This window comes from Shewanella sp. BJSY2023SW001 (assembly GCF_047314685.1).
Taxonomy (GTDB): Bacteria; Pseudomonadota; Gammaproteobacteria; order Enterobacterales; family Shewanellaceae; genus Shewanella; species Shewanella indica.
In genome coordinates, this window is sequence record NZ_JBKORF010000080.1 from 149,303 (window position 1) to 176,159 (window position 26,857).

General features: G+C 52.0%; 24 protein-coding genes and 1 pseudogene. 10 read left to right on the plus strand and 15 right to left on the minus strand.

Annotation, left to right across the window (positions count from 1 at the left end; translation table 11 throughout):
* The first annotated feature begins 4 nt into the window (after nt 1-4).
* A complete protein-coding gene (locus ACMHXH_RS18280; protein WP_039033167.1) occupies nt 5-316 on the plus strand; it encodes a DUF1289 domain-containing protein in 312 nt (103 codons plus the stop codon).
* Here ACMHXH_RS18280 and ACMHXH_RS18285 read toward each other — a convergent pair.
* Genes ACMHXH_RS18285 through ACMHXH_RS18300 form a run of 4 tightly spaced genes read right to left on the minus strand, consistent with a single transcriptional unit; the run spans nt 303 to nt 3,610 of the window.
* Nucleotides 303-1,580, minus strand: coding sequence for an ATP-binding protein (locus ACMHXH_RS18285; protein WP_039033168.1), 1,278 nt, complete (start codon nt 1,578-1,580; stop codon nt 303-305). The two genes, ACMHXH_RS18280 and ACMHXH_RS18285, sit on opposite strands and share 14 nt — an antisense overlap.
* 19 nt (nt 1,581-1,599) lie before the next feature.
* On the minus strand, nt 1,600-2,313 hold the full coding sequence (locus ACMHXH_RS18290; RefSeq protein WP_039033169.1) for a response regulator: 714 nt from the start codon (nt 2,311-2,313) through the stop codon (nt 1,600-1,602).
* Nucleotides 2,313-2,732, minus strand: coding sequence for a DUF3019 domain-containing protein (locus ACMHXH_RS18295; protein WP_039033170.1), 420 nt, complete (start codon nt 2,730-2,732; stop codon nt 2,313-2,315). The genes ACMHXH_RS18290 and ACMHXH_RS18295 overlap by 1 nt, the downstream gene beginning before the upstream one ends.
* Nucleotides 2,733-2,737: 5 nt before the next feature.
* On the minus strand, nt 2,738-3,610 hold the full coding sequence (locus ACMHXH_RS18300) for a MipA/OmpV family protein (RefSeq protein WP_412503461.1): 873 nt from the start codon (nt 3,608-3,610) through the stop codon (nt 2,738-2,740).
* A gap of 203 nt (nt 3,611-3,813) precedes the next feature.
* On the opposite strand from ACMHXH_RS18300, the gene ACMHXH_RS18305 reads away from it, so the two are divergent.
* Both ACMHXH_RS18305 and ACMHXH_RS18310 read left to right on the plus strand, forming a co-directional pair.
* Nucleotides 3,814-4,989: an acyl-CoA dehydrogenase gene (locus ACMHXH_RS18305; protein ID WP_039033172.1), complete on the plus strand. Its 1,176-nt coding sequence runs from the start codon at nt 3,814-3,816 to the stop codon at nt 4,987-4,989.
* 13 nt (nt 4,990-5,002) lie between these two features.
* Entirely contained in the window at nt 5,003-5,536 is a 534-nt protein-coding gene (locus ACMHXH_RS18310; protein ID WP_335911812.1) for a GNAT family N-acetyltransferase, read from the plus strand.
* A gap of 139 nt (nt 5,537-5,675) precedes the next feature.
* Here the strand turns inward: ACMHXH_RS18310 and ACMHXH_RS18315 are convergent, their stop codons facing one another.
* The 6 genes from ACMHXH_RS18315 to pepA form a co-directional block, all read right to left on the minus strand.
* Entirely contained in the window at nt 5,676-6,635 is a 960-nt protein-coding gene (locus ACMHXH_RS18315) for a TerC family protein (protein ID WP_039033201.1), read from the minus strand.
* Between the two features lie 330 nt (nt 6,636-6,965).
* Complete coding sequence (locus ACMHXH_RS18320; RefSeq protein WP_071237033.1) at nt 6,966-9,845, minus strand: valine--tRNA ligase; 2,880 nt, start codon at nt 9,843-9,845, stop codon at nt 6,966-6,968.
* Nucleotides 9,846-9,860: 15 nt separating this feature from the next.
* A complete protein-coding gene (locus ACMHXH_RS18325; RefSeq protein ID WP_413738437.1) occupies nt 9,861-10,325 on the minus strand; it encodes a DNA polymerase III subunit chi in 465 nt (154 codons plus the stop codon).
* Nucleotides 10,326-10,826: 501 nt separating this feature from the next.
* Nucleotides 10,827-11,864 carry an NADP-dependent oxidoreductase gene (locus ACMHXH_RS18330; protein WP_039033203.1) on the minus strand — a complete coding sequence of 346 codons (1,038 nt, stop codon included), beginning with the start codon at nt 11,862-11,864 and terminating at the stop codon, nt 10,827-10,829.
* 92 nt (nt 11,865-11,956) lie between these two features.
* Nucleotides 11,957-12,562, minus strand: coding sequence for a TetR/AcrR family transcriptional regulator (locus tag ACMHXH_RS18335; RefSeq protein ID WP_039033204.1), 606 nt, complete (start codon nt 12,560-12,562; stop codon nt 11,957-11,959).
* Nucleotides 12,563-13,051: 489 nt separating this feature from the next.
* The gene (gene pepA, locus ACMHXH_RS18340; RefSeq protein ID WP_039033174.1) at nt 13,052-14,560 is read right to left on the minus strand and encodes a leucyl aminopeptidase; all 1,509 of its coding nucleotides are present in this window, start codon (nt 14,558-14,560) and stop codon (nt 13,052-13,054) included.
* Between the two features lie 238 nt (nt 14,561-14,798).
* On the opposite strand from pepA, the gene lptF reads away from it, so the two are divergent.
* A complete protein-coding gene (gene lptF / locus ACMHXH_RS18345) occupies nt 14,799-15,911 on the plus strand; it encodes an LPS export ABC transporter permease LptF (RefSeq protein WP_039033175.1) in 1,113 nt (370 codons plus the stop codon).
* Complete coding sequence (gene lptG, locus ACMHXH_RS18350) at nt 15,908-16,966, plus strand: LPS export ABC transporter permease LptG (RefSeq protein WP_335911810.1); 1,059 nt, start codon at nt 15,908-15,910, stop codon at nt 16,964-16,966. Before lptF ends, lptG begins: the two co-directional genes overlap by 4 nt.
* A 176-nt stretch (nt 16,967-17,142) precedes the next feature.
* Here lptG and ACMHXH_RS18355 read toward each other — a convergent pair whose 3' ends face one another.
* The 5 genes from ACMHXH_RS18355 to ACMHXH_RS18375 all read right to left on the minus strand — a co-directional run bounded on the left by ACMHXH_RS18355 (nt 17,143) and on the right by ACMHXH_RS18375 (nt 20,352).
* Nucleotides 17,143-17,652 (minus strand): RDD family protein, encoded by a 510-nt coding sequence (locus ACMHXH_RS18355; RefSeq protein WP_025011396.1) that lies wholly within the window; start codon nt 17,650-17,652, stop codon nt 17,143-17,145.
* A 25-nt stretch (nt 17,653-17,677) separates the two neighbouring features.
* Nucleotides 17,678-17,929, minus strand: coding sequence for a DUF2960 domain-containing protein (locus ACMHXH_RS18360; RefSeq protein WP_025011397.1), 252 nt, complete (start codon nt 17,927-17,929; stop codon nt 17,678-17,680).
* Between the two features lie 26 nt (nt 17,930-17,955).
* Entirely contained in the window at nt 17,956-18,306 is a 351-nt protein-coding gene (locus ACMHXH_RS18365; protein WP_025889282.1) for a DMT family protein, read from the minus strand.
* A 3-nt stretch (nt 18,307-18,309) separates the two neighbouring features.
* Nucleotides 18,310-18,795, minus strand: a complete 486-nt coding sequence (locus ACMHXH_RS18370) for a GNAT family N-acetyltransferase (protein ID WP_025011398.1) — start codon at nt 18,793-18,795, stop codon at nt 18,310-18,312.
* Nucleotides 18,796-18,861: 66 nt separating this feature from the next.
* Nucleotides 18,862-20,352 (minus strand): carboxypeptidase M32, encoded by a 1,491-nt coding sequence (locus tag ACMHXH_RS18375; protein ID WP_319618919.1) that lies wholly within the window; start codon nt 20,350-20,352, stop codon nt 18,862-18,864.
* A gap of 394 nt (nt 20,353-20,746) precedes the next feature.
* Between ACMHXH_RS18375 and ACMHXH_RS18380 the strand changes: the two genes are divergently transcribed.
* From ACMHXH_RS18380 to ACMHXH_RS18400, 5 genes and pseudogenes are all read left to right on the plus strand, one after another.
* Nucleotides 20,747-21,379 carry a YqiJ family protein gene (locus ACMHXH_RS18380; RefSeq protein WP_039033177.1) on the plus strand — a complete coding sequence of 211 codons (633 nt, stop codon included), beginning with the start codon at nt 20,747-20,749 and terminating at the stop codon, nt 21,377-21,379.
* A gap of 26 nt (nt 21,380-21,405) precedes the next feature.
* Nucleotides 21,406-23,238 (plus strand): flotillin family protein, encoded by a 1,833-nt coding sequence (locus tag ACMHXH_RS18385; RefSeq protein WP_101055602.1) that lies wholly within the window; start codon nt 21,406-21,408, stop codon nt 23,236-23,238.
* Nucleotides 23,239-24,828: 1,590 nt separating this feature from the next.
* Nucleotides 24,829-25,596: a hypothetical protein gene (locus tag ACMHXH_RS18390; protein WP_413738440.1), complete on the plus strand. Its 768-nt coding sequence runs from the start codon at nt 24,829-24,831 to the stop codon at nt 25,594-25,596.
* A gap of 310 nt (nt 25,597-25,906) precedes the next feature.
* Complete coding sequence (locus tag ACMHXH_RS18395; protein ID WP_335911801.1) at nt 25,907-26,506, plus strand: hypothetical protein; 600 nt, start codon at nt 25,907-25,909, stop codon at nt 26,504-26,506.
* 253 nt (nt 26,507-26,759) lie between these two features.
* Nucleotides 26,760-26,857 (plus strand): annotated as a pseudogene (locus ACMHXH_RS18400) (transposase); the annotation flags it as partial.

A 26,857-nucleotide genomic window follows, 5' to 3' on the forward strand; every position in this document is an offset into this window, starting at 1 on the left:
CCCTATGGAACAACTGGTCTTTTTTGATATCCCCAGCCCCTGTATCGGTGTCTGCCAGACAGATGCCAAGGGCTATTGCAAAGGTTGTTTCCGTAACCGTGAAGAGAGGTTTGATTGGCTCAATTTTTCCAACGCCCGCAAGTTGGATGTTATTCGCCTGTGCAAGGCGCGTAAACGGCGTTGGCAACTGGCGCAAATAAAGGCGCGCAGGGCGCAGCTAAAGGTGGAAGAGCTGCAGTTGAATCACAGCCTGGACTTTGATGCCAAAGACGACGCAGACGAGCCTCTGGACTTCAGTGATTTCAGTCTCGATTGAGTTCACGCTTGGGCAGGCTGATGCAAAAACGGGTTTCCCCGGGGCGGCTGAATAGCAGGATTTCCCCATGATGGCGTTCGGCTATACGCTTGATTATTGCCAGCCCCAGCCCAAAGCCTTTATTGTTGTTGCGTGAGGTATCGCTGCGGACAAAGGGCTCGAATATCTTGCGTTGTTCCTCTTCGGGGATCCCTTCACCATCGTCTTTAACCTCAATAGTCACCCTGTCTTTTTCATCACTCAGAGTCACCTGAATTTGGCTTTCGGCAAAGCGCTGGGCATTGGTGAGCAGGTTTTGCAGTGCTCTTTCAATCAAGGCCGGTTCACAGGTGAAGGGCAGTTTGGCGACGGAACTATCCAGGGTTATTGGAATCGGGCTCAGGCTCTGCAGTCTGTCTATCACCTGGCGGCAGAGGGCGGTGAGATCGCAGCTCTCCTGTCTCAGCCCTGTTTGGGCCGACTCCAGGCTGGCGTAGGTGAGCATCTCCTGCAGCAAGGATTCCATCTCTTTGACATCTTCTGTCATGCCGGCAATAAAGTCAGCTCTGGCGGTTTCATCGGCTCCTTTACGGCAATAGTTGGGGATCAGCGCCAGGGCAAACTTGAGCCTGGCCAGCGGCGTGCGGATCTCGTGGGATACAGCATTGGCCAGGTGTCGTTGGTTGTCGATAAGAGCACCGATATGCCGTGCCATCTCATTGAAAGTGTGCGCCAGGGGCTTTACCTGAGAGCGGGGCGACAGCTTGATACGGGTATCCCATTTGGCTTGTCCGAGGGCTTCAGTTGCTTGTTTGAGCACTTTAAGATCTCTCGATAGCGGCCAGACCCAAACCAAGGCCACACCGGCCAGCGACAGATAGAAAAACAGGGTGAATAGGCCACGCAGTCTGGCTCTGGGATCTGTGTCTATCGGGCCTGTCATCAGCACCTGTTGGTCCAGGCGGATAAACTGCATCTGTCTACCTGAGTTGGTCAGGGTAGTGAAGACTTCACCGGGAGCTAACTCGCCATCATCGGCCAGGGTGATCTTGTCGGCACTGAACAGACGCAATGGATAGGTGGCATTGACATTGGCGGTGGCGATCGCCTGTTGCCGCTGTTCTGGGCTCATGGGCTTCAAGATGGCTGCCATGGCCATAAGTGGCGCATCGGCCAAGAGTTCCGCCTCGTCATCGTGTTGCTGCCAAAGGGCGTCTAGGGTCCATCCCAGCCCGAGAAAGCTCAGGCTGATCAGTAGATACAAACTGATGAAGAGGCGTTTCACGCGGTAACCTATTTGGGGATTAGCTGTTCCAGGCTTCGGGGGCAAATAGATATCCCTGGCCCCAAACCGTCTTGATCCTGAATGGCGTTTCTATGTTATCGCCCAGTTTTTTACGCAGGCGGGAGATACGTACGTCTATCTTACGATCCTTGCCATCGAAGTCGATATTCAGCAGGCACTGATAGATATATTGGCGGCTCAGTACTTGGCCGGCCTGGGATGCCAGCAGCCACAGGAGTTCAAATTCGTGACTGGTGAGATCCACCTCTTTATCGCCCAGACGAATTGCCTGGGTGTGAGGATCTATGCTCAGCTTGCCAAAGCTCAGGCAGTGAGATTCTGCCATAGGTGGCTTGGTATGACGTCTCAGCAGATTGTTGATCCGCGCGACCAGGAGTGCCGGGTCAACCGGTTTAACCACATAGTCATCGGCTCCCAGTTCCAGGCCTTTGATTTGATCTTCATTGGAGCCAAGTGCGCTCATCAGCAGGATAGGGCCGGCAAAGTAATCCGGCAGTTTTTCGCACAGCGACAGCCCATCCATGCCTGGTAGCATGATGTCCAGCAAGATAATATCAGGTTTGTAGTTGAGCAGTCGGGTCAAAACTGTGTCACCGCGGCGCTCAACTTCTACATGCATGCCATGGGACTTGAGATAATCCACAATAAGGTTGGCAAGACGAATATCGTCTTCTACCAATAAAACTCGGTGAGTCGATTGCGCTGAGGTCATCAGAATAAACTCCAAGGGTTGCGATATCTGCGCCTGACATTGGTGTCAGATACGGGGGTCGTTCTAAAGTAAACGCCGGCTAAGGTTTGCCATGTGTCTTTATCTACCATGACAAAATGAATGTCCTCACTGGTTGTGAGCCGGAATGTGAGGCTGTGCACATCTTCAGTTTCACTGCACCAACGTTGTAACCCTTCATAATCAGAAAGGATACAAACCGCACCATTTGTATTAGTCCAGCTTAAACTGACATCAAGCGAACAGGTGTCCTCTTCACTCTTGAGAATACAGAGCTGAGGTGTGATAGCCAGCTTGATTTCTTGATTGTTATTATCTGGGTCAGCCTGCACCTTGGTTGCAAATATCATTGACAACATCAGCAGCAGGAACAGCCAACGCCAGCTGTTTGCTATGCGCACCTTGTTTAAAACCTATAGGCAGCACCAATGAAAAAAGCCCTGACATCATCTTCATCTAGCAGAGGGCTCTTGGCTATTTCATCGGCAAGTTTGGTATAACGCAGTCCCAATATAAGATCCCAGTCCTCGTTGAGGCTATAACGGCCGGTAAACTCCAGCCCGCGGTTAAAGCCTGAACTCCCCTGGTAAGCCTGACTCCAATAGGCATTCTCGCTTGGTCTTACGCCAAAGTAATAATCGACTATTTCTTTACTCTTCCACTCTATATTCAGGGCGAACTCAAGTTTCCAGCGTTCCAAATTCAGCTGATACAACCACCTGGCTTTGGCCTCAGTGCCCTGGTGAACATTGAACATATCATGAGTAAGCGAAAGATTCAGTATACCGTATTGAGTGTAAAAAAAAGCCTCGGCTCCGCCAAGAAATGTAAAGTGTCTGTCTTCCAATTCATTAAATACTTTTGGTGGTTCATTGGCTTGCATTAACATCATGGGTGCCGCGCGACTCTCGGTGGCCTTGGAGATCTGAGAGCTGCCACCGAAAGTAAATACATTACTGGGGTCCCAGCGATAGAAAAAAGCCCGCTCTTTGCTGTAGGCCGTCACCAGATTAATGGTGTAGTTTTCCGACTCTGCCAGGGTTAGTCCCAGATTACCGTTATCAAAAAACCAGTTTTCACCATAGTAGGCAATACTGGGAATGACATAGAGGGGAATATCGTCCTGCTGGCGTAAGGGGTTGGTTTTTTGACCGTAACCCAAGGCCAGTCCTAGATCCCATTTATCAATAGGGATGCATTCTGTCTCTTTGCAATAGGGATGCGCCCAGGCATTGAGAGACAAGAGGCCGATTATGAATAAGCAGAGCCGTACAGACATTGAATACCGAAAATATTACTAAAAGCTATGACCAAGAATAGTGCTGAAGACTAACATTTGTGCGGCGCAAATTCAGAGATTTCTTTCATGAAAGTAGCAATTTGATACAGACGTAATCTTTGTTTGGCGGAGGTTTCAGCGCTGGGCAGAAATCCGGGACTGAGTTAGCATGATGAAAATCAGCTGAAAAAAAGGACAAAGCTATGGCCCGTAACCCCTTCGATTGGCAAGATCCCTTGCAGTTTGACAGCCTGTTGCTGCCGGAAGAAAGGATGATCCGCGACACTGTGCATGAATATGCCCAAAGCAAGTTGCAACCCAGGATCCTGCAGGCAAATCGCGAGCAATACTTTGATCCCGAGATCATGACAGAGCTCGGTGCTCTGGGGTTACTCGGGGCGACTCTGCCGACTGAATATGGCGGCGCCGGGGTCAACTATGTCAGCTATGGCCTGATTGCCCGGGAGATAGAGCGGGTCGACAGTGGTTATCGTTCGGCCATGAGTGTGCAGTCCTCTTTGGTGATGCATCCGATTTTTGCCTACGGCAGTGAAGAGCAGAAACAGAAATACCTGCCAAAGTTGGCACGGGGGGAGCTGATTGGCTGTTTTGGGCTGACCGAGCCGGATGTAGGTTCAGATCCCGGCGGCATGAAGACTCGCGCCGAAGCTATCCCCGGAGGGTATCGGCTCCATGGCAACAAGATGTGGATCACCAATTCACCGATTGCCGATCTCTTCCTGGTTTGGGCCAAGCTTGATGGGGTCATTCGTGGCTTTTTAGTGGAAAAGGGCACCCCTGGGCTGTCGGCGCCCAAGATAGAGGGCAAGTTTTCTCTCAGGGCCTCGATAACCGGCGAAATTGTGCTGGACGGGGTTGAAGTGGGTGTCGATGCTCTGCTGCCCAACGTCGAGGGGCTCAAGGGGCCCTTTGGCTGTCTCAACAAGGCCAGATACGGCATCGCCTGGGGCGCCTTGGGCGCGGCCGAGTTTTGCTGGCATGCCGCACGGCAATACAGTCTGGACCGAGTCCAGTTCGGCAGACCATTGGCGGCCAATCAGCTAATCCAGAAAAAGCTGGTGGATATGCAAACAGAGATCACCACGGCGCTGTTTGCCTGCTTGCAGGCCGGTCGCTTGCTGGATCAGGACAGTTTGGCTATCGAGGCCATCTCGCTAATCAAGCGTAACTCCTGCGGCAAGGCGCTGGAAATTGCTCGCCAGGCCAGGGACATTCACGGTGGTAATGGTATCAGTGACGAGTTTCATGTCATCCGGCATCTGATGAACCTGGAAGCGGTCAATACCTATGAGGGGACCCATGATATTCATGCCTTGATCCTGGGACGGGCCCAGACAGGCTTGGCGGCTTTTAGTTAAGGAGAACAACAGAGTGCAGGTAACAGATTTTGAACCCAAGGTGAGTCAGTCACAACAAGAGGTAGTGGTGCGCCACAGCGAGCACACGGATATTCCGGCAATACGGGCGCTCTTCACTCAGCCCAACTGTTATGCCGGCACTTTGCAGCAGCCCTTTCCGTCACTCGAAAAGTGGTATAAGCGCCTGGGCGAACTGCCGGATGGTTACTATTCACTGGTCGCAGAGTGGCAAGGGGAGGTGGCCGGTCAGCTCTCCTTACAGGTGCAAACCAACCCCAGACGTAAGCATGTGGCCGACCTGGGGATGGCGGTGAGTGAAGAGTGCCGCGGTATCGGCGTGGGTTCTGCGCTGTTGGCGGCCGCAGTGGATTTGGCCCATAACTGGTTGGCGGTGAGACGCCTTGAGCTGACGGTTTATACCGACAATCACGCCGCTATAACGCTCTACAAACGCCATGGCTTTGTGATTGAGGGCGAGGCGCGGGACTATGCTTTTCGCGATGGCGAGTATGTGGATGTGTTTTTCATGGCCAACATCCGCGAATGATTACTCAAACATCAAGAACAGATAGACCACAAACAACACCAGGTGAGTCGCCCCGTGCAGCGCATGGGTGCGACCACTACACTCAGGATCATTTTTCATTATCTTGTGCCCCCTTCGAGTGACGGACAAAAGACAGGTATTATGCCTGTGGCTGCTTCCCCTTATCCCGGGTCAGCCACAGACTGCCCAGTATGCTGACCAGTAGAATAATCGCGATGACCGCCAGTGCCAGCATGATAGGCAGATGATAGATATCCAGTAGAAGCATCTTGATACCGATAAACATCAGGATCAGCGCCAGGCCATATTTGAGCAGTACAAAACGTTCGGCGGCGCCCGCCAACAGAAAGTACATGGCCCTGAGGCCCATGATGGCGAAGATGTTGGACGTCAGTACGATAAAGGGATCTGTGGTGACCGCGAAGATGGCCGGGATACTGTCCACCGCGAAGATGATGTCGCTGATCTCCACAGCGATCAACGCCAGCAGCAGGGGAGTGGCAAATAATACGCCGTGGCGACGCACCACAAAATGCTCACCTTGAAGATTTTTCACCACCCTCAGGTGTTTTCTGAGCCAGCCGAGCAGCTTGTTGTTGGAGAGATCGGTTTCATTATCTTCCTTGGTAAACAGCATCTTGACGCCGGTAAACAGCAGAAATGCCCCGAAAAGATACAGCACCCAATGGAACTGATTAATCAGCCAGGTGCCGCCAAATACCATGGCGGTACGCATCACTATGGCGCCCAGTACTCCGTAGAGCAGCACCCGTCTTTGCAGTTCGGCGGGGATAGCGAAATAGCTAAACAGCATCAGCCAGACAAACACATTGTCCACGGCCAGGGCTTTCTCGATGAGGTAGGCGGTGAGAAACTCCAGCCCTTGTTGATTGGCGACTTCGAGACCTGCGGTCTGTTTCAGGTAGAACCAAATCCCTAAGTTGAACAGCATGGCGACGCTTATCCATACCAGGGTCCAGATCCCCGCCTCTTTGATAGAGACTTTATGGCTGTGACCACCGCCGACAAACTTAAGGTCTATCCAAAGGATCCCCAGTACTATTACCAGAAATCCGCTCCATAACCACCAGGTACCCATTTTATTTTCTCCAAATACAACAAAGCCTGCCACCGACGGCAGGCCAGCTGAAGGAGCGCGGATCTTGCCTGTCGGCAAGGTCTCACTTACAAAGCACTGCTCAGTGGCTTTGCCCGGTTGCCGGGTGCGCAAACACCGTAATGACGACAAGCCGGCGAGAAGTTACTCCCCTTGGAATATTCTTCAATCTAACAATATGTTGTTCCGATAGCCAGACTTAGCTGATGAAATTATCTGAATTCGGGGGCCATTTGGAGTCGAGGGCAAGCGAATAGTAAAAAAGGGCAGTCGATTGACTGCCCTTGGGTTTTATGGCTCTTGGGTTAACCGTTAGGCTTCCAGTTTGGCCAGCTCGGCTTGTTGCTCTTTGAGCTTGTCCATATCGCGCTTGAGATCAGCCATCTTGCTGCGCTCTTTGTCGATAACGGCTGCCGGGGCTTTGGCGACAAAGCCTTCATTGGACAGCTTGCCTTCAATGCGGGCCACTTCGCCACTCAGCTTCTCCAGCTGTTTGTCGATACGGGCCATTTCGGCCGCTACGTCGATAAGCCCTGCCATAGGGATCAACAGTTCCATCTCGCCTACCAGTTGGGTGGTGGACATGGGCGCGTTGTCGCCATCGGCCAAAATCGTCATGCTTTCCAGCTTAGCCAGGGTAGTGAAGAAGGTTTGGTTGGCCTCTACACGGGCCTTGTCGCGAACACTGACACTGCGCAGCAAGGCGTTGAGCGGCTTGGACGGAGCTATGTTCAGCTCGGCGCGGATGTTACGCACGGCAACAATCACTTGCTTGACCCATTCCAAGTCGGCCATGGCCTCGGTATCGACTTTGTCGGCCTGATACTCAGGGAAGGCGGCCAGCATCAAGGTTTCACCTTCTACACCGGCAAGTGGTTTGACACGGTGCCAGATGGTTTCAGTGATGTATGGCATCAATGGGTGCATCAGGCGCAACAGCTGCTCGAGTACAGTCACCAGAGTATGACGGGTGCCACGCTGCTCGGCTTCAGAGCCGTTTTGCAGCACAGGCTTGGTCAGCTCAAGATACCAGTCACAGAACTGGTTCCAGGTGAATTCGTACAGGGTATTGGCGGCCAGGTCGAAACGATAGGCGCCCATATGCTCTTCGAAGGTCTTGACCGTTTGGTTGAACAGACCTGTGATCCAGCGATCCGCCAGCGACAGCTGCATCTCACCGCCGGCCTTGCCGTTAGGTGAGTTGGGGCCGCAATCCTGATCTTCGGTGTTCATCAGTACATAGCGGGAAGCATTCCACAGCTTGTTACAGAAGCTGCGGTAGCCGTCCAGGCGCTTCATGTCCCAGTTGATGTCACGGCCGGTGGATGCCATGGCAGCCAGGGTAAAGCGTAGCGCATCGGTACCGTGGGCTTCGATGCCGTCGGCAAACTCCTTGCGGGTGCTCTTTTCAATCTTGGCGGCCAGTTGCGGCTGCATCATGTTGCCGGTGCGCTTGCCAACCAGAGACTCGAGATCTATGCCATCGATCATATCCAGAGGATCCAGCACATTGCCCTTGGACTTGGACATCTTGTTGCCTTGCTCATCACGGATAAGCCCGGTCACATAGACAGTCTTGAAGGGCACCTGAGGTGTGCCGTCTTCATCCTTGATGAAGTGCATGGTCATCATGATCATCCGGGCTACCCAGAAGAAGATGATGTCGAAACCTGTCACCAGCACGTCTGTGGGGTGGAAGGTTTTCAGCTCAGGAGTCTGCTGTGGCCAGCCCAGGGTTGAGAAGGTCCACAGGGCAGATGAGAACCAGGTATCCAGTACATCATCGTCCTGACGCAGAGCAATATCGCTTGCCAAGTTATGCTTGGCGCGTACTTCGGCTTCGTTACGGCCGACATAGACCTTACCGCTGTCGTCATACCAGGCCGGAATGCGGTGACCCCACCACAGCTGGCGTGAAATACACCAGTCCTGAATGTCACGCATCCAGGAGAAGTACATGTTCTCGTATTGCTGAGGTACAAACTTGATATCGCCGTTTTCCACCGCTTCTATGGCTGTCTTGGCCAGTGGTTTGACAGACACATACCATTGGTCGGTCAGCAGCGGCTCAATCACCACGCCGCTGCGGTCGCCATAAGGCACTTTCAGGCCGTGGGGCTCGATTTTTTCCAAAAGACCCAGGGTCTCGAATTCGGCGACAACGGCATCGCGGGCCTTGAATCTGTCCATACCGGCATAACGGCTTGGCAAAGAGGCGTCCAATTCGGTGTTGAGGCTACCGTCGACATTCACTACTTCGGCCACAGTGCGGATGGCGGCATCCTGGGTAAGGATGTTGAACATAGGCAGATTGTGACGCTTGCCGACTTCATAGTCATTGAAGTCGTGGGCCGGAGTGATCTTCACGCAGCCGGTACCGAACTCCATATCTACATAGTCATCGGCCACCACAGGAATACGGCGGTTAACGATTGGCAGAATGATCTCTTTGCCAATCAGGGATTGATAACGCTCATCGTCAGGGTGCACGGCAACGGCGCTGTCACCCAGCATGGTTTCCGGACGTGTGGTGGCGACAATCAGATAGTCTTTACCGTCGGCGGTCAGGGCGCCATCGGCGAGTGGATAGCGGAAATGCCACATGTGGCCCTGCTTTTCCTTGTTTTCCACTTCCAGATCGGAAATTGCAGTGTGCAGCTTGGGATCCCAGTTAACCAGGCGCTTACCGCGATAGATGAGGTCATCTTCATAGAGGCGAACAAACACTTCCTGCACGGCTTCCGACAGGCCTTCGTCCATGGTGAAACGCTCACGGTCCCAGTCTACCGAGGCGCCCAGGCGACGCATCTGGCGGGTAATGGTGCCACCGGACTGGTTCTTCCATTCCCATACCTTGTCCATAAAGGCTTCACGGCCCAGGTCGTGGCGGCTCTTGCCTTCTTCGGCGGCGACTTTGCGCTCCACCAACATCTGGGTGGCGATACCGGCATGGTCGGTACCCACTTGCCAGAGGGTATTCTTGCCTTTCATCCGCTGGTAACGGATCAGGGTGTCCATAATGGTATCCTGAAAGGCGTGTCCCATATGCAGGCTGCCGGTGACATTCGGCGGCGGGATCATGATGCAATAGTTGCCCTGGGACTCGTCACCGTGGGGCTTGAAGTAACCTTTCTCTTCCCATACACGGTAGAGCGCTTGTTCAATAGACTGCGGATTGTATGTTTTTTCCATGGGAACTGTCGTTTCTCAAACAAAATTAAGTGGTTGTGTTGCCAAATCCTGGGTGCTGAGCGTGACTCCCAGATTACGATACTGGCGGTATCTGTCCCTGGCCAGGGCCTTGTGTTGCTCATCACCGGCAACAAAATCTATGATCCTGCCAAAGTTTACCGCAAATGCCGGGGCTTCTGTGGCCAGATTGATCAGTATCGGGCGGCGTTGGTTGGGCCCCAGCTTGTCAAAGCCGATTTCAACCGGTGCACCGGCGGCAGGGCCTTCCCCTTTAAGGTTATGGGGCACGAAAGCACTGGGTTCAAACTGCCAAAGCAGTTCATCAATCCCATGGGCGTGCGCCTGATCCTCACAGTGAATATAGAGCCATTCACCCTTGGCATAATGCTGCCCGGCCAACTGACAGGCAAGCAGTTGCAACTGCTCGGCGCTTGGTTGCTGTGCTGCATTTGGCAGCAGATAAAAAGTTGCCTTGCTCATCGCCTGCATCTCACCCCTGCACAGAACACTGGTAGCCATTTGACATAAGAGGAGGATTTTACACCTTTTGGCCAAAGGTTGAAATGGTCAGCGCCATCCCGATAAGGCTCTTGAGCTATTAGCTGATAAGTCATACGTGCATAAAATGGATCAAGATTCAGTTTGGCGTTGTCTTGCTGCCAACCATATTGAGCTGCTGTTTGATGTTAAGCGTGAGGTGATTTTAAGGAAACCTAAGGAAGGCGCTAACAAGTTCCATGTGTGCTCTGCGTCGGCCTACAGGCCTGAATGCAAGATTCAAATTAAAGGAAGTGCCCGGATTGTCTTTGAATCCCGGCTTAAGCTGGAGCCAAGGCTTTGTTAAAGATGGCGTGAATAGCCTGAATTGAGTCGTTAAAATTGGCGGCCCTCTTGGCGTTTATGCTTAAGAGGGCCGCAAGTCTTGCTTTGCTGGTTACCGAATGGCCGCAGGACTCAATTTAGTGCAGCCATCAGCTTTTATCACAGCGGCTCGGCAACCTTGATCACCAGCTTGCCGAAGTTTTTACCTTCAAGCAGGCCGATAAAGGCTTGTGGGGCCTGCTCCAGCCCTTCGACCAGTTGCTCCTTGTATTGAATTTTGCCCTGAGATACCCAGGCATCCATATCCTTGGCGAACTCTTCATATCTGTGGCCATAATCGTCAATAATGATAAAGCCCTGCATCTTGATCCGCTTCACCAGAATGGTGCTCATCAGCAGTGACAGGCGATCCGGACCGGCCGGCAACTCAGTGGCGTTATATTGAGACACCAAACCACATACGGGGACTCTGGCGCTGGTATTCAGCAGGGGCAATACGGCATCAAACACCTTGCCGCCGACGTTCTCGAAATAGATGTCTATTCCCTGGTCGCAGACTCGGGCCAACTGCTCGGCGAAGTCCTCTGCCTTGTGATCCAGACACTCATCGAAACCCAGTACTTCTTTGGCGTGGCGACATTTCTCAGCGCCGCCGGCAATACCTATAACCCGGCAGCCCTTGAGTTTGCCTATCTGACCTACGGTTGCGCCAACCGGTCCGGTCGCGGCGGCAACCACCAGAGTTTCTCCCGCTTTGGGCTGGCCAATATCCAGCAGTCCCATATAGGCGGTGAAACCCGGCATACCCAAGACTCCGAGGGCGTATGAAGGGGCAGCAGGCGCTTTGCCGAGTTTCAACAATCCTTCACCGTCTGAAAGGGCATAGTTTTGCCAGCCGGTGTAGGCGAGCACCCACTCACCGACTTCAAAGTCAGGATGACGGGACTCTTCTACCTGGCAAACTGTGCCGCCGACCATGATATCGTTCACGGCTACCGGCTCGGCATAGGATTCTGCATCACTCATGCGGCCGCGCATGTATGGATCCAGCGACAGGTAGATGGTGCGCAGCAACACCTGGCCGTCGTTTGCCACCGGCTTGCTGCTGCTTTCCAGACGGAAGTTTTCTGCGTTGGGAGCGCCGCTCGGGCGAGAGGCCAGCACAATGCGCTGATGTGGGGTTTGATTGGCAGTCATAATAGGCTCCATTGGGTTTTATTGCTTGATTAGACCGGTCGTCTAGTGCTCGGTTAAAAAAATCCCGCCACCTGTGTGGCGGGGAGTATCTGTTATTGGCCGCTGTTGTCCAGCCTGCCTGCGAGTATGCTGTCAGTGGTTTGCATCGCCAGGTTGAGGGCGTTTTTATCCTGGGTCAGCTTGCTCATCAGGCTGGCTCCCAGCCAGAGGTTGTAAAGTAGCTGCGCCGTCTGTTCACTGTTGCCGACCTTGACAGAGCCATCCCGGTTTCCGGCTTCGATGCATTCGGCAATGGTGGCAATGATCCGCTTGGCGCCTTGCAGCAGCGCCATACGCATAGGTTCAGAGAGATCGGCTACTTCGGCGCTCAGCTTCACCACCAAGCATTTTTGTGCGCCGCAGACATCGGCGTCGCAATCCAGCCAGAGTTGCCAGTAGCTTTGCAGCCGCTGCAGCGCCGGAGTGCGTTCATGGCCCAAAAGTGCCTGCAGCTTATTCTGATAATCGTTGAAATAGTCCTTTATCAGGGCTTCGCCGAACTGCTCCTTGGATTTGAAGTAGTGGTAGAAGGAGCCCTTGGGGACTTCTGCATGTTGCAGCAGTTGTGACAGGCCAACATTGGAAAAGCCTTTGGTTACGACGAGCTGGTAACCCGTGTCCAGTATGTGTTGGCGTGTGCTTTGTGTCTGTGTGTTCATGGCGGCCAGTATAATCACCATTAGACCAGTCGTCTAGTGCTTTATTTGAACAGCACTTGTTTGGCTTGGAATCTCAACGGCAATACCAAGTGACAAAAAAAAGTGACAGGAAGTAACTGGATGAAAAGCAATGAATTAAAGCGTTCAGAGTTAAAGTAAACGGAGTCATGTCGGCTGGAACTGTATTGGCAAACTCAGCTGTGCAAACTTAGTCTGAAGCCGAGTTTTATGGGGGCTGTTTTGAGCCACTGCCTTTCAACAGGGCGGTTTATTGTGGCTTAGCTCTGTGGCTTCGCTCTGTGGTTTGAACCGTGGATGAATACTATTTTGCCCAAGCGCCGACGCTTTCGGCGATAATCAAAAGGCGGGGGCGATAATCAAAAGACGGGGAAGGAGCAGGGCAAAGGGAAGATTGGCTTTATAAAATAGCCCACAAAAAGAAAAAGCGAAGCACTGGGCTTCGCTTTTTATTGGCAGGGAGTCAGGCGCTTATTCGCCTTGCTCGACCCCGGCGCGGTTGAGCAGGAACTGCGCCAGCATAGGAACCGGACGACCGGTCGAGCCCTTGTTGGCGCCGCTGTTCCAGGCTGTACCCGCTACATCCAAGTGGGCCCAGTGGTACTTTTTGGTAAAGCGCGACAGGAAACAGGCCGCCGTGATAGAACCGGCAGGGCGTCCGCCCAGGTTGGTCATATCGGCAAATGGGCTGTCCAGCATCTCCTGGTACTCATCCCATATCGGCAGGCGCCAGGCGCGGTCACCACTCTGCTCACCGGCATTGAGCAGCTCACTCGCCAGTGGGTTATGGGCAGAGAACAGACCTGAGGCGTGTTTACCGAGCGCGATAACACAGGCACCTGTCAGAGTGGCGGTATCGACCACCAGTTCAGGGTCGAAGCGCTCCACATAGGTGAGTACATCACAAAGCACCAGACGGCCTTCGGCGTCTGTGTTGAGCACTTCCACGGTTTGACCGCTCATGGTGGTGAGAATATCACCTGGGCGATAGGCGTTGCCGGAAGGCATGTTTTCACAGCCGGCCAGTACCCCAACCACATTGATGGGCAGCTTCATTTCACAGATGGCCTTCATGGTACCCAGTACCCCGGCAGCGCCGCCCATGTCGTATTTCATTTCATCCATGGCTTCACCCGGCTTGAGTGAGATACCACCTGAGTCAAAAGTGAGGCCCTTACCCACAAGCACTATCGGCTTGGCGGTCGTGTCGACGGCGCCTTGATATTCCATCACTGTCATGATGGACTCGTTGGCACTGCCACGGCCCACGGCCAGGTAGGCGTTCATGCCAAGCTTGGCCATCTGCTCTTCACCAATAGTGCTGACCTTCAGGTTCTCATGCACTTCGGCCAATTGCCGGGCCTGTGAGGCCAGATAAGCCGGGTTGCAGATGTTGGGTGGCATATTGGCCACGTCGCGGCACAGCTGCATACCGGCGGAGACGCCAACACCATGCTCGATGGCGCGCTCGCCAACCGTCAGTTCACGGCGGGTTGGGACATTGAATACCAGTTTGCGCAGCGGGCGACGAGTCTCGCCCTTACGGGTCTTGAGTCCATCGAAGCTGTAGAGGGTAGAGCTGGTGGTTTCCACGGCCTGGCGCACTTTCCAATAAGTGTCGCGGCCTTTAACGTGCAGTTCGGTCAGGAAGCACACGGCTTCCATTGAGCCGGTATCGTTGAGGGTGTTGATCGTCTTGGTGATGATCTGCTTGTATTGGCGCTCGTCTAGTTCTCGTTCTTTTCCGCAACCTACCAGCAGAACCCGCTCACTCAGTACATTGGGTACATGATGCAGGAGCAACATCTGCCCGGGCTTACCTTCCAGATCGCCGCGACGCAACAGGTTGCTGATGTAACCTTCACTGATTTTGTCCAGTTGTTCGGCAATGCCGGACAGGCGACGGGGTTCGTAAACGCCTACAACTATGCAGGCCGAGCGCTGTTTTTCGGGGCTGCCGCTCTTTACGCTAAACTCCATGAGCTCTCCTAGATTCTTTTAAAGACAAACTTTTTTATTTATTGGATAATGTCTGCTTGTGCCGCCTAAAGGCGGAAAATTTCCTGCAGCAGGGGGCTGGTTTGGCTGACAAGAATCATACGCCTGAAACAACCAAAATGCCGCCTGTTATGGTCAGAAAACTATCAAAAGTAGACAGTCTACATGAAAGTAACACTGACACCAGCAAAAAGATAAGTTTGGATACCGGATTCAGCCTGTGATTGTATTTAGATACTTGATCCGCGAAGTTTTGAAGGCACAAATAGCGGTGCTTTCAGTCTTATTAGCTATTTTTATCAGCCAGCAATTTGTTCGCATCCTGGCCGATGCCTCCGACGGCGAATTTCCCGCCTCCCTGGTGCTGACTCTGATAGGCCTTAATCTGCCCGAATTGACGGTGCTTATCCTGCCTCTGAGTCTGTTTCTGGGGATCTTGCTCGCCCACGGCCGCATGTATGCAGAAAACGAGATGGTGGTCTTTCACGGGGTCGGTATCAGCGAATGGTATGTCACCCGGGTGACCCTGATCCTGGCGTTGCTCAACAGCTTGTTTACCGGTTATCTGGCGCTTTATGTTGCGCCTTGGGCGCAGGACAAACAGCACGCGGTTTTGGAGAAGGCCCAGTCAGAGGCTGGGTTAGCCGCCCTGGTTCAGGGGCGCTTTCAAACCAGTGCCAATGGCCGGGCAGTGCTCTTTGTTGAAAAAATCAGTAAAGACAATGAATTGGAAAAAGTCTTTGTAGCCCAGCTTCCCGATGCGGAAGATGAGAGCGGCGTTACCAACCTGGTCGTGGCCCATGGTGGCCGGGTGGTGGAAGACGCAACAGGTGGCCAGCGGCTCAAGCTCGATGACGGCGTGCGTTATCAGGGAGCACCGAACCGGGTGGATTACCAGGTGATTGAGTTCGGCGGCTATCAGATGCAGCTCAAAGAGCAGGAAGTGGATGAGAGGGATCGCAAGTTATCTGCCGTGCCTTTCAAGGAACTGCTCAATACGCCGGGGCCGGAAGCCGTAGCCGAATTCCACTGGCGACTGGCGATTCCGCTGGCTATCCCCTTGATGACGCTGATTGCTGTGCCGCTGGCGCGGGTCAATGTGCGCCAGGGCAAGTTTGCCAAGGTATTCCCGGCGGTATTGCTCTATCTTGGTTATTTCGGCTTGATGGTCGCCGGGCGCAAGGCGCTGCAGGATGAGGTGATTCCGGCCTGGCTGGGAATGTGGTGGATCCATGCCTCGGCATTGGTGATGGGCATCTTGCTGATAGGTAAGGGCAGACCTTTGGGCACTCGCCTGACAGGCCTGTTCAAACGCCGGGGGGCCGCAGCATGAAGATACTGGACTGGTATATTGCCAGAGTATTGCTCAGCACCTCTGCCCTGTGTCTGCTGATTTTGACTGGGCTTTCCGGGATCATCAAATGGGTCGATCAGCTGCGTTTGGTAGGGCGGGGCAGCTACACCATGATGGATGCCGCCGTCTATGTGCTGTTTTTGATCCCAAGAGATGTGGAGATGTTCTTCCCCATGGCCGTGTTGCTTGGGGCGCTCATCGGCATGGGCATGCTGGCCTCCAACTCTGAACTGATAGTGATGCAGGCCTCCGGCATGTCGCGGCTGCAGATCACTCTGTCGGCGATGAAGACGGCTGTTCCTTTGATGCTGATGGTAATGGTACTGGGGGAGTGGGGCGCACCGGTGGCGGAGCAGAAGGCCTATGAGCTGAAGACCAATAAGATCTCCGGCGGCAACCTGATTAAGTCTCACCGCGGGATTTGGGCCAGAGATGGAAATCTGTTCGTCAACATCGGCGAGATTGAGGATGTGACCCGTCTTGGCAATATTACCTTCTATGAGTTTGACTCAGAGCAGAAGCTGGCCAGTGTGGTGCACGCCGAGCAGGCTATCTACACCAAGGAATATTGGCGTTTATTGGAGGTTCGCCGCACTGTGTTCAAAAATGAGCAAGTGGTGCTGGATAACCTCAAGGAAGACAGATGGCCCTCCAGTTTGACACCGGACAAGCTGAGTGTGGTGTCGGTTAAACCCGATGCCTTGTCTATCCGTGGTTTGGTCGGTTATCTCGATTATCTGAAGAACAACAATCAGGATGCCAGTCGCTATGAGTTGGCACTGTGGCGTAAGGTGATGCAACCCATCACAGTGGCTGTGATGATGCTGGTGGCGCTCTCTTTTGTGTTCGGGCCACTGCGAACCGTTACTATGGGAGCCAGGGTGTTACTCGGGGTGATAGCCGGCTTTACCTTCTATATCTGTAATGAGATCTTCGGCCCCATGAGCATAGTCTATGAGCTGCCGGCCTTGATGGGGGCCATGATGCCGAGTGTGCTGTTTACCGGCGCGGCTATCTACTATATCCGCCGCTGAGGACGCTGAGGACGCTGAGGATTGAGGGCTTGAGAGTAAAGCCGCTGTGGTTTAAAAGCCTCCTGTGCCGATTAACGTTATGAAAAAGCCCTGTCAGTGACAGGGCTTTTTGCTGTGGTTTGCGTATTGGAGACATCTATAAAGCGTTATTTTAATGCTACCGCTACCTGGGTATTTCAGGCTCCGTGCCAGTTGCGCAGTGAGTTGGCTTCTTTACTGAGAAGCACCACTTCGGAGCGGGTCATGCTGTCCTGCAGTGCCAGTTTGTCACCGTTGAACAGGATCCACAGGTTGCCTATCCCCAATAAGGACCAAACCACCCGTGCCAGCGCGGTAATAAAACTCAGGTTTTGGCCGTTGGGATGCTGCACCTTGAGGCGCCAGGCGCGCATGCCCAGAGTCTGGCCGCCCTTGGACCAAAAGAGAGCGTAGAAACCGGCCACACAGCAGGCCAGCCACAGCTGATAGAGGCCGTGATAGAGGCTGTTGCCATTGAGCAGATCCGAAACATGTTCATAGTTCCCCATGGGAATGAGGCCGGAGGCGGTCAGGCCGGTAAAGATCCCAAACCCTATGGCACCGGCAAACATGTAGACGGCTACCGCCAGCAACAGATCATAAACGGCGGCACCGAGGCGCTTGAAAAAGCCGGCTCGGGGAAAATTGGCGTGCTCTGGATTTATCATGGCTTAACCCTCTTTTGGGCAGGTATTAACCCTGCTCTTCTTCTTTGACAAAGTGGATATGACGAAATCCCATACGGGCAAATTCACTGGTGCGATAGCTCTTCAGGGCGCCGCCGCCTTTGGCTGTCATGGCGACTTGCTGCTCCATCGCCAGAAAACGGCTGAGATCTATTCCCTCGGCGGCGGCAACAGCCTCGTACATGTCGTGGTATTTGTCATAGGCAAAGTTGATCACTTTCGCGACCCCCTTGTATTCATAGGCGACCTGACGTGCCATCTTGTGTCCTCATTAAAGCAGTGGGCTCAAGCGAACTTACTGCGAAATATAAAATAAACGGCGCCGAGCATACACAACCCGGCCCAGAGATAGTCCAGTTTCAGCGGTTCTTTAAGGTAATAGAATGAAAAAGGAACAAACAGACTCAGGGTGATGACTTCCTGAAGTATCTTGAGCTGGCCCACATTCATCACACTATAACCAATACGGTTGGCCGGTACCTGCAAAAGATATTCGAACAGGGCTATGCCCCAACTGACCAAGGCGGCAATTATCCAGGGTTTACCTGAAAGGGACTTGAGGTGGCCGTACCAGGCAAAGGTCATAAAGATATTGCTCAGGCACAATAAGCCTATGGTGATGAGTGTGGGTTGCATCTGTCAGCGGGCTACCGGATAGACCATATAACTGGCGTCATCTGTATAGGTGGCCAACGATTTTTCGATACGCTTGTGGTTAAAGCCAAGCTTTTCCCAGTAACCACAGGCGCCCTGTACTGCAACCAGTGACAAGGAACCCAGGCGCAGTTTTTCCGCCTGCAGTTTGAGGGTATCAAACAGTTTGCGTCCGGCGCCGAATCCCTGAGCCCTGTTGCTGATGGCAATATCATGCAGATAAAGGGTGTCGGCCTTTGGCAGTGTGGTAATCGCCTTGTACAGTGGCGGAGGGGTGTCTTCGGTCCAGGGATGAGCCAGACAATAGCCTACCACCTGGTCACTCTTTTCAAGGACATAACAGGTTTGCGGTGATGCCTGCCACTTGCTCTTGAGTACATGTAAAGGTTCGGGGGCCAGCGCGTGGTAGCACTCTGCTTGAATTTCGCCTATGGCTTGCCAGTCATCCTGGCTAATGGCGCGTATCAACATCTGAATTCACTTTCTCTTTGCAGTTACTTCGTAGAAACGCGCCATTATACCATTTTTGCAGATAAATTAATCCAGATAGCGCTGTTGCAGATGGCGCTGCAGGAAGTTGGGATCCAGACTCTGCCCTGTAGCGCTGCGGATCAGTTCATCGGTTTCCAGCAGGCACCCCTTGGACCAGATTTTTTCATCCAGCCAGTCGCAAATCTGCCCCAGCTTATCCTGGCTCAGCAGGGCTTCAATGGGGCCCAATTCGGCTTCCATGGCAAATCTCAGCTGGGCGGCGTACATGGCTCCCAAGGTATAGCTGGGGAAATATCCCAGTTCGCCCAAGGTCCAGTGAATATCCTGCATGCAGCCATCTTTATAATTGCCGGCAGTACTCAGCCCCAGATATTGCTGCATCTTTTGATCCCAGAAATCGGGTAGGTCTTTCACTTCCAGGCTGCCGTCGATAAAGGCCTGCTCGGCCTCAAATCGCAGCAGTATGTGCGCCGGATAGGTGACTTCATCGGCATCGACCCGGATAAGACCCGGCTTGACCCGGGTGATATTGTCGACCAGTTCATGGGCCGATACCGGGCAGTCGAGATGTCGGCGAATTCTCGGATAGAGCTTGCTGATAAAGGCGCGGCTGCCGCCAAGTTGCATCTCAAAAAACAGGCTCTGACTCTCGTGGATCCCCATGGAGCGAGACATTCCGGCGGGTTGTCCTCGCCAATCCTTTGGCAGCGCCTGCTCGTAACGGGCATGACCCGTTTCGTGAATAGTGGAGGTGAGGGCAGCGATAAAGTCGTTTTCCGTGTAGCGACTGGTGAGGCGGATATCACCGGGCACGCCACCGCAAAATGGGTGCGAGCTGACATCCAAACGCCCTTGGTTGAAATCAAATCCCAGGTATTGCATCACCTCCCGTCCCAGCAGCTTTTGGTTTGCTATCGGGTAGTCGCCGGCGCTGCTCTTGTAACTCTGGTGCAGCTGTTTGTGCTTCACTTTTTGGATAAGCTCGGGCAACCAGTCCCGCACCGCTCCGAGAGTGCTCTCCAGTCGTTTACAGGTCATGCCGGGTTCAAATCTGTCCAGCATGGCATCGTAACCTGCCTTGCCTGTGTGCGCCGAGCGAGCCTGGGCTTCTTCTCGCACCAAGGCGATTACCGCCTCGAGATTGGGGCGAAACCCTTGCCAATCGTTGTTATGCCGCTGTTCGCGCCATTGGTTTTCACAGCGATAACCCGCCAGCGTCTTGGCCTGCACCAAGTCCCCCGGCACGGCGATGGCTTGGGCGTAGTGCCAGCGCATTTCTCTGAGATTGGCCCTCTGTTCGATACTGAGTTCGGCGGCTTTGGCTTCGGCGCCATCCAGCCATTCGGCAAGCCGGGGCGAGGTTTTTAAACTGTGAATGTGTAATGCCAACTCGGCCATCGCCTCGGAGCGGGCCTCGCTGCCGCCCATAGGCATCATGGTGGCTTGATCCCAGTCCCCCAGGGCACTGAAATGCTCGAAGTGGCTGATGGTGCGAAAGTGCTGGCAAAGATGTTGGTATTCGGTTTTGGCAGTCATGGTTTGCTCTAAAATAATGGCATGCATCAGAGGGAACAGTTCTTATGCTAACCAAGCCAAGGGATCGTTCTCAAGTGTTTTTCGGCAGTTTTTGTTTTTGCGAAATGTAATTAAATTAATGCCTTGTAATAAAAAACAAAGTTTGCAATTCGGTTTTTGTCTGGGCGTTGCTGGGGTAAACCTTGTGGTTTGTTGCAACACTAACCCAAGCAAAGATAGCCTCAGTATGGAGTGGCTAACATTAATGTGAGCCGCTGCAGATTTCTGACGTTAAATGCAGATAAAAGCTATTGGAGTCAAAGCTTGCCAAGGGGTACACTCAGTAACGACCTGAAATAAACAGGCTTATATGGAATATTGACGACAGGTACAGTCGTCTACAAGGAGGAATCCTGTGCTGGACTTTTTTCTGGCCCAGTCCAATCTGCCCTATGCTGTAGCCTTGGCGATAGTGGCACTGCTTGGAGTGATAGAGGGACTCACACTAATTGCGGGTATCAGCCTGATGGCCGCTATGGATGACTGGCTTCCCGATGCCGATCTTGATACTGACCTGCCTCAGGGGGGACTGACAGCGCTGGCCGGTTGGCTCTGCCTGGATAGGCTGCCTGTGCTCATCTGGTTTGTACTGGCACTGGGATGTTTCAGTATTACGGGCTACCTGCTTAACTATTTTTCCTGGCTGCTCACCTCGGCCCTGTTGCCGCAAGTGTTTTCCTTGTTGCTGGCCTTGCCGCTGGCGGCGGTTGCCTGCCATTTCCTCGGTGGGCAGTTGGCCAGAATCCTTCCCAAAAATGAATCCAGCGCCGTCTCAATCGAAGATCTCAGCGGCAGCGTCGGCACAGTAACACTCGGCTGCGCCATCAAGGGTAATCCCAGCGAGGCCGTGGTTCAGGATCAATACCGTCAGAAACACTATGTCCTGGTCGAACCCGAGGACGAAGACACCGAATTCCCGGCAGGGGTGCAAGTGGTGCTGCTAAGACGCAGTGGCCGCGTGTGGTCTGCCACCCGTTTTGAACAATAATCCAACCAAAGAAGGAAACAACAGGAATGGAAACCATCCCGGGTTTAAATACCAGCGGCACCAGTATGCTGCTGTTTACCGCAGGCGCAGTAGTGCTCTGTTTGTTGGTGATAGGGTTTATTTTTGCCAAGCTCTATTGCCGCGCCACCAAAGAGATGGCCTTTGTGCGCACGGGTTTCGGTGGTGAAAAGGTAGTCAAAGATGGCGGCGCCATTGTCCTGCCGGTACTGCATGAAATTATTCACGTCAATATGAACACCCTGCGCATCGAGGTGGGCAAGACCCAAAAAGATGCCCTGATCACCAAAGACAGAATGCGGGTGGACGTCAAGGCCGACTTTTACTTGAGGGTGGCCCCCAATGCCGAAGGTATCTCCATGGCGGCCCAGACATTGGGCGGTCGTACCAATAGGGTGGAAGAGCTCAAGAAGCTGATGGAGTCCAAGTTTGTTGACGTGCTGCGCGCCGTGGCTGCCGAAATGAACATGACAGAGATGCACGAACAGCGGGCCGACTTTGTACAGCGGGTGCAGAACAACGTTGCCAACGATCTTGAGAAAAATGGTCTGGAACTGGAGTCGGTTTCTCTGACAGGTTTTGACCAGACAGAGCTGGAGTTCTTCAATGAGAACAACGCCTTCGACGCCGAAGGTCGTGCCAGACTCGCCAAGATCATCGAAGAAAAACGTAAAGAAACCAACGATATTCAGCAGGACAACCGGATCCAGATTGAACTGCGTAACCTGGAAGCCGAAAAAGAGTCGCTGAACATCGAAAAGGCCGAAGAGGAAGCACGTTTGATCCAGCAGCAGGCACTGGAGTTCAAGCGCGCCGAGCAAAAGGCCGAGATCATCAAGCAGAAAGAGCAAAAGCAACGTGAGGAGCGGGAGGCGGAAATCGCCAAGGAACGCGCCATCGAGTCGGCGGAAATTGAAAAGACCAAAGACATAGAAACCCGCGAAATTGAAAAGCGTAAGCAAATTGAGCAGGCCAGAATTCAGCAACTGCGAGATATCGAAGTTTCCGAACAGGAGAAACAGATTGCGGTTGCCGCCAAGTCGGAAGAAGAGTCTGCCGCCAGGGCCCGCGCCGCCGAGGCCGAAAAGCTCAAGGTTGAAAAAGAGGAAGCGGTAATCACAGTGCGTCAGGTGGCTGAGGCCAATCGTCGCAAAGAGATTGAAGTTATCGACGCCCGTAAAGAGGCAGAGCGGGAAGCCGTTGGGGTCACAGTTCAGGCTGAGGCCGAGAAACGCGCCGCCGAAGATAGATCCATAGCGATACTGACCGAAGCCCGCGCCAGTGCCGATGCCAAGATGCTCAAGGCCGAGGCCGATGAGAAGGTGTATGCGGTGGAAGCGGCCGGTAAACAGGCGCTGCACGAAGCCGAGAACGTGTTGCGTGACGAGCAAGTCGCCCTGCAGCGCTCACTGGCGATCCTCAAAGTTCTGCCGGAAATCGTCGCTAATGCGGTTAAACCACTGGAAAACATCGAAGGTATCAAGATCCTTCAAGGCTATGGCAGCGGCGTAACCGGCCAACTGGGGACAGCTTCCGATGGCGCCGGTGTCAAGGGCGGCATTGCCGAGCAGGTTACCAGTGCGGCACTCAACTACCGTGCCAACGCGCCTGTGGTCGATGCCATGCTCAGAGAGTTGGGGTTGGTAGATGCCGAAAAGGGCGGGCTGAATGATCTGCTGAGTGGCAACAACATGCTCACCCATGAAGCGCTGCAAATCGCCCGGGATACTAAGGCCAGTGTCGAGCCCAAAGCGGAGACGGTAAAGCCTGTCAGCCAAAACAATGTGGCCTATGAAGTGACTTTGGATATAGATAAGCCTGAGCAACCGAGAAACGCTTAAGCCCAGTTGTACTCATCAATGAATGCCCTCCATCGGAGGGCATTTTCTTATCAGGCATAGCTTCTAATCAGGTATAGCTTCTTCTTATCAGGTATAGCCTTGGAAAATTCGTTTTCAATTTTCCAAGCCGGCCTCGGCTACGCCAATATGCAAATAACGCCTAGCGGCGGCTTTGAAGGGGAATCGGTGCAATCCTGTTAGCGCTGAGTAGCTTGGAACATCTGAAGTGTCTGCAGACATACACCTCATTTCCAGGCACAGGTGGAACAGTGGCCTTCCGAGGCATGGATGCCGAGGCAGAGCTTACAGGGAAGTACTCGCAGCGAGTCACAGGATCGCCTGTGCAAAAAGCGCACCGCAGGTGATGGGGGGCAAATTAACCAGCAGCTCAGAGCAAATTTTTTGGTGAGTTTGGGCTTAAAGCCATGCTAGCCGCTGTGCCAGCGGCCTAAAGTCGTGGAGCTTCGCCCCACACCCGAGAAAAGGGGGCTGTATCGACTCGCCCCCTTTCCAAACCCCCAGCGACCCGCGACGCAGCGGACAACCCCTTGTGCTTATGATGCCAATTCGCTATCGCGCCAGACGCTCATCCCTGATTCGACTGGCGCTGCTTCGGCATCCATGCCTCGCTACGCGATTGTCATCAACGCCCTGCGGCCGCTTCGAGCGGGAGCCGGTGCAATTCTGTGACAATGGAGTAGCTTGAAATATTTGAGAGATCTGCAGATATACGCCTAATTCTAGGCACAGGTGGAACTGTGACCGTCGAAAACAGGGCCGTTTTCGACGAGCGCCCATGGATGGGTTCACAGCGTGTCACAGTATCGCCTGTGCGAAAGGTGCACCGCAGGTGATGGACTACATAGTGGCCGGAAGCTCGCCAATACTAACTTAGGAACTTTTAGCTTAAAGCCATGCTAGCCGCTGTGCCAGCGGCTTAAAGTCGTGTCGCTTTGGGTTTAAAACCCAGTCAATTCTACTTCAAAAATAAACCAAATCAGGGTTTTGTTGCCTTTGTCAAAACTTGACCTTTGGCTAATTGTTTTCAAATTCAGTACTGGGTATTGTATAACCAATTCAAACGCTTAGCTTTAGCACTTCCTTAAGTTTAAGGCCGAAAGCAACAACACTTTTCCGTTTTCAGCGGAATGTAGGGACAAACAGAGTTTGGACCCGTGCGGTAGCCATGGCTTTACTTAACTTTTTTTGTAAGGCCTGGGTTGTAGGGCTCTCGGTTGTACGGCTTGGCGCGCTTATGACAAACACCTCAGAACTGATTTTTATACAGTATTATTGCCGTTCCAGGAAAAATGCCGGGAATTTGCAGCTAAGCTTGCGCGTTATTTCTGTAACATTTTAGAAAATAGATTTAAATTCATAAAGTTAAAAAATACAGCTGGTAGATAATAGGTTTGGAAACCGCGCATGCGCGTTTAGCTGCAAGGGATATTTGGACTAAATGGTATTATATCCAGCCAATACAAATAGATAGCTATGCGTGTTTACACTCCTCCGAGGACTAAAACGCGCATGCGCACTATACAGCTGTTAGCCGTGTATGTTGCCCCCGAATTCATAAAGGAATCACAATTGAAAGATAAAAAATCATACTTCTACTTGCTTCTTGTGATAGCTATTGCATCAGTTGCTTTCGTAATGGATCTATATTCATCTAGTGTACCGGTGGAGCTTGGTACAAAAACCATTCTTGATAACACAGGAAAGCCTACAACCACATTGGAGGTGGACTTTCCGTTGTGGCAAAAATTTTTAAACCTTTTAATAAATTTCCTTTATGGTTTGGCTGCTGCTGTATTTATTACCGTTTTTGTTGCAAATCGACTACAAAAAGCACAACAAGATGAAAAAGAAGAGGAGTTGAGAAAACTCAACAACGCTATTAATGTTAATGTTTTTGATAGCCTTTTCAAAACCATAATTCCTGAGGAAATATTCAAAATAATTAAACAGGAAATTATTGAAAGCAATATTGTCCGGAAAGAAGCAAAGTGGATATACGACTTCACTTTAGATGAAGCCACCGGAGAAATTGAATGTAGAATGACTACCCGCTATGAGTTGCATAATCTAAGTCAAAAAGACGCCGTTGATCCAATTAAATTGGAACTTGATACGCTCGGGGGTAATGAATATAAGATAGAGGAAGCTGAGTGTAGGGATGTTTCCGATAAGGTACTTGTACACTTCGATCCTAAGGATAAGGGAAATAACAAGAATGTGGTTGTTAATCAAAATGGTGCGCATACCACAGTAGAGTACTCAGTAAAAATTCCGCCTGAAAGTCATGTAGTATACAAAACAGTATTTATCCGCCGGTATAAAGGTAATATAGTGTGATTCACAAGCTACTAAAGTTCCTGTAATTGGTGCTGATATTATTGTCAATTTCCCAAAGGATTATTGTTTTGATATTAGCCCCACAATGTCAACGAAACCAAAACTAATTTCCAAAAGTGATATACAGAAAATCTACAGAGTTAATGGTGGAATACTTCCTTGGCAGGGGTTTACCTTTTACTTGGTGGAGCCAGCGGCTAACAAGTCAATTCAGCCGACCGCTGAAGCGTCGGCTGATTGAGGCGTTATACGCTTGCGGTAATTATTTGAAAAATTGTAAAATAATCCGCTTTATAGGTAGTGATGTGCTATGGAAGCAGAAATTAAACTTGCGCGTCTCATCATTTCTTTGATGGAGAGAGCTTTAGAAGAAATTGCTAAAAATCAAGAGTTGAGAAGCTCAATTCTTGAAGGTGCCCAAAATATTGATGACTGGCTACAAGAAAAGAGAGGGAAAATTAACAGGCGAACTACTGTAGAAAGTATCACTTTGGCCATTAATACATCAGTGGTGAGGGATAAGGATACAATCTGCTCTATCATTGCTGTAATCACAACTCTTTATGCAACTCGTAAAGTAACCAGAGGTGCTCACGTAGGCGGCACATTGAGAAAGTTTTTTGGAGAAAATGTATTTCCCCATATAGATGAAAGAGAACTGAGGTTCGCAAAGCCTGTTAACGAAAAAGTTTATGAACACATTCTCGAAAGCGTTAGCGATTCATTTCTAGATGTCATGAAGCAATATGACTTCAAAAAATATGCGGACTTTTCTAATGTAAACTCTGGGTATGGAACTTGGGCTGCAACATCATATATTAGTGTGCATAGTCTAGCGAAGGCAATATTAGATTTTGGGAGTAATATTTTAAAAATTCTAAAAGAATTTATTGAATTCAAACGCGCATAACAAGTGCTTTAAGTTTGTTCCGGGCTTCTCCCTCCACGGGACGCCGCGCTGCGGCACCCCTGAAGCAGGCGTTGTGTAGTGGCATAGTGAATTTGGCCATCTAAATAGACGAAGTGATAGACTCACTTCTCGCAAATGGGTGGCAGATATGAAGAACACAAGACGAAAAGATAGGACAGCCATATCTTTTTGATGTTTCGCCCAGGCTTGACTAGGCTTTGAAATACCCATCAAAGCTCAGTCGAGGTTGGTTATGACCACTGCCCGTCGCCAGTTGATAGATGCTGAAAGTACGCCCTTTTACCACGTGATTAACCGTTGCGTGAGAAGGGCATTTTTGTGTGGTGAAGA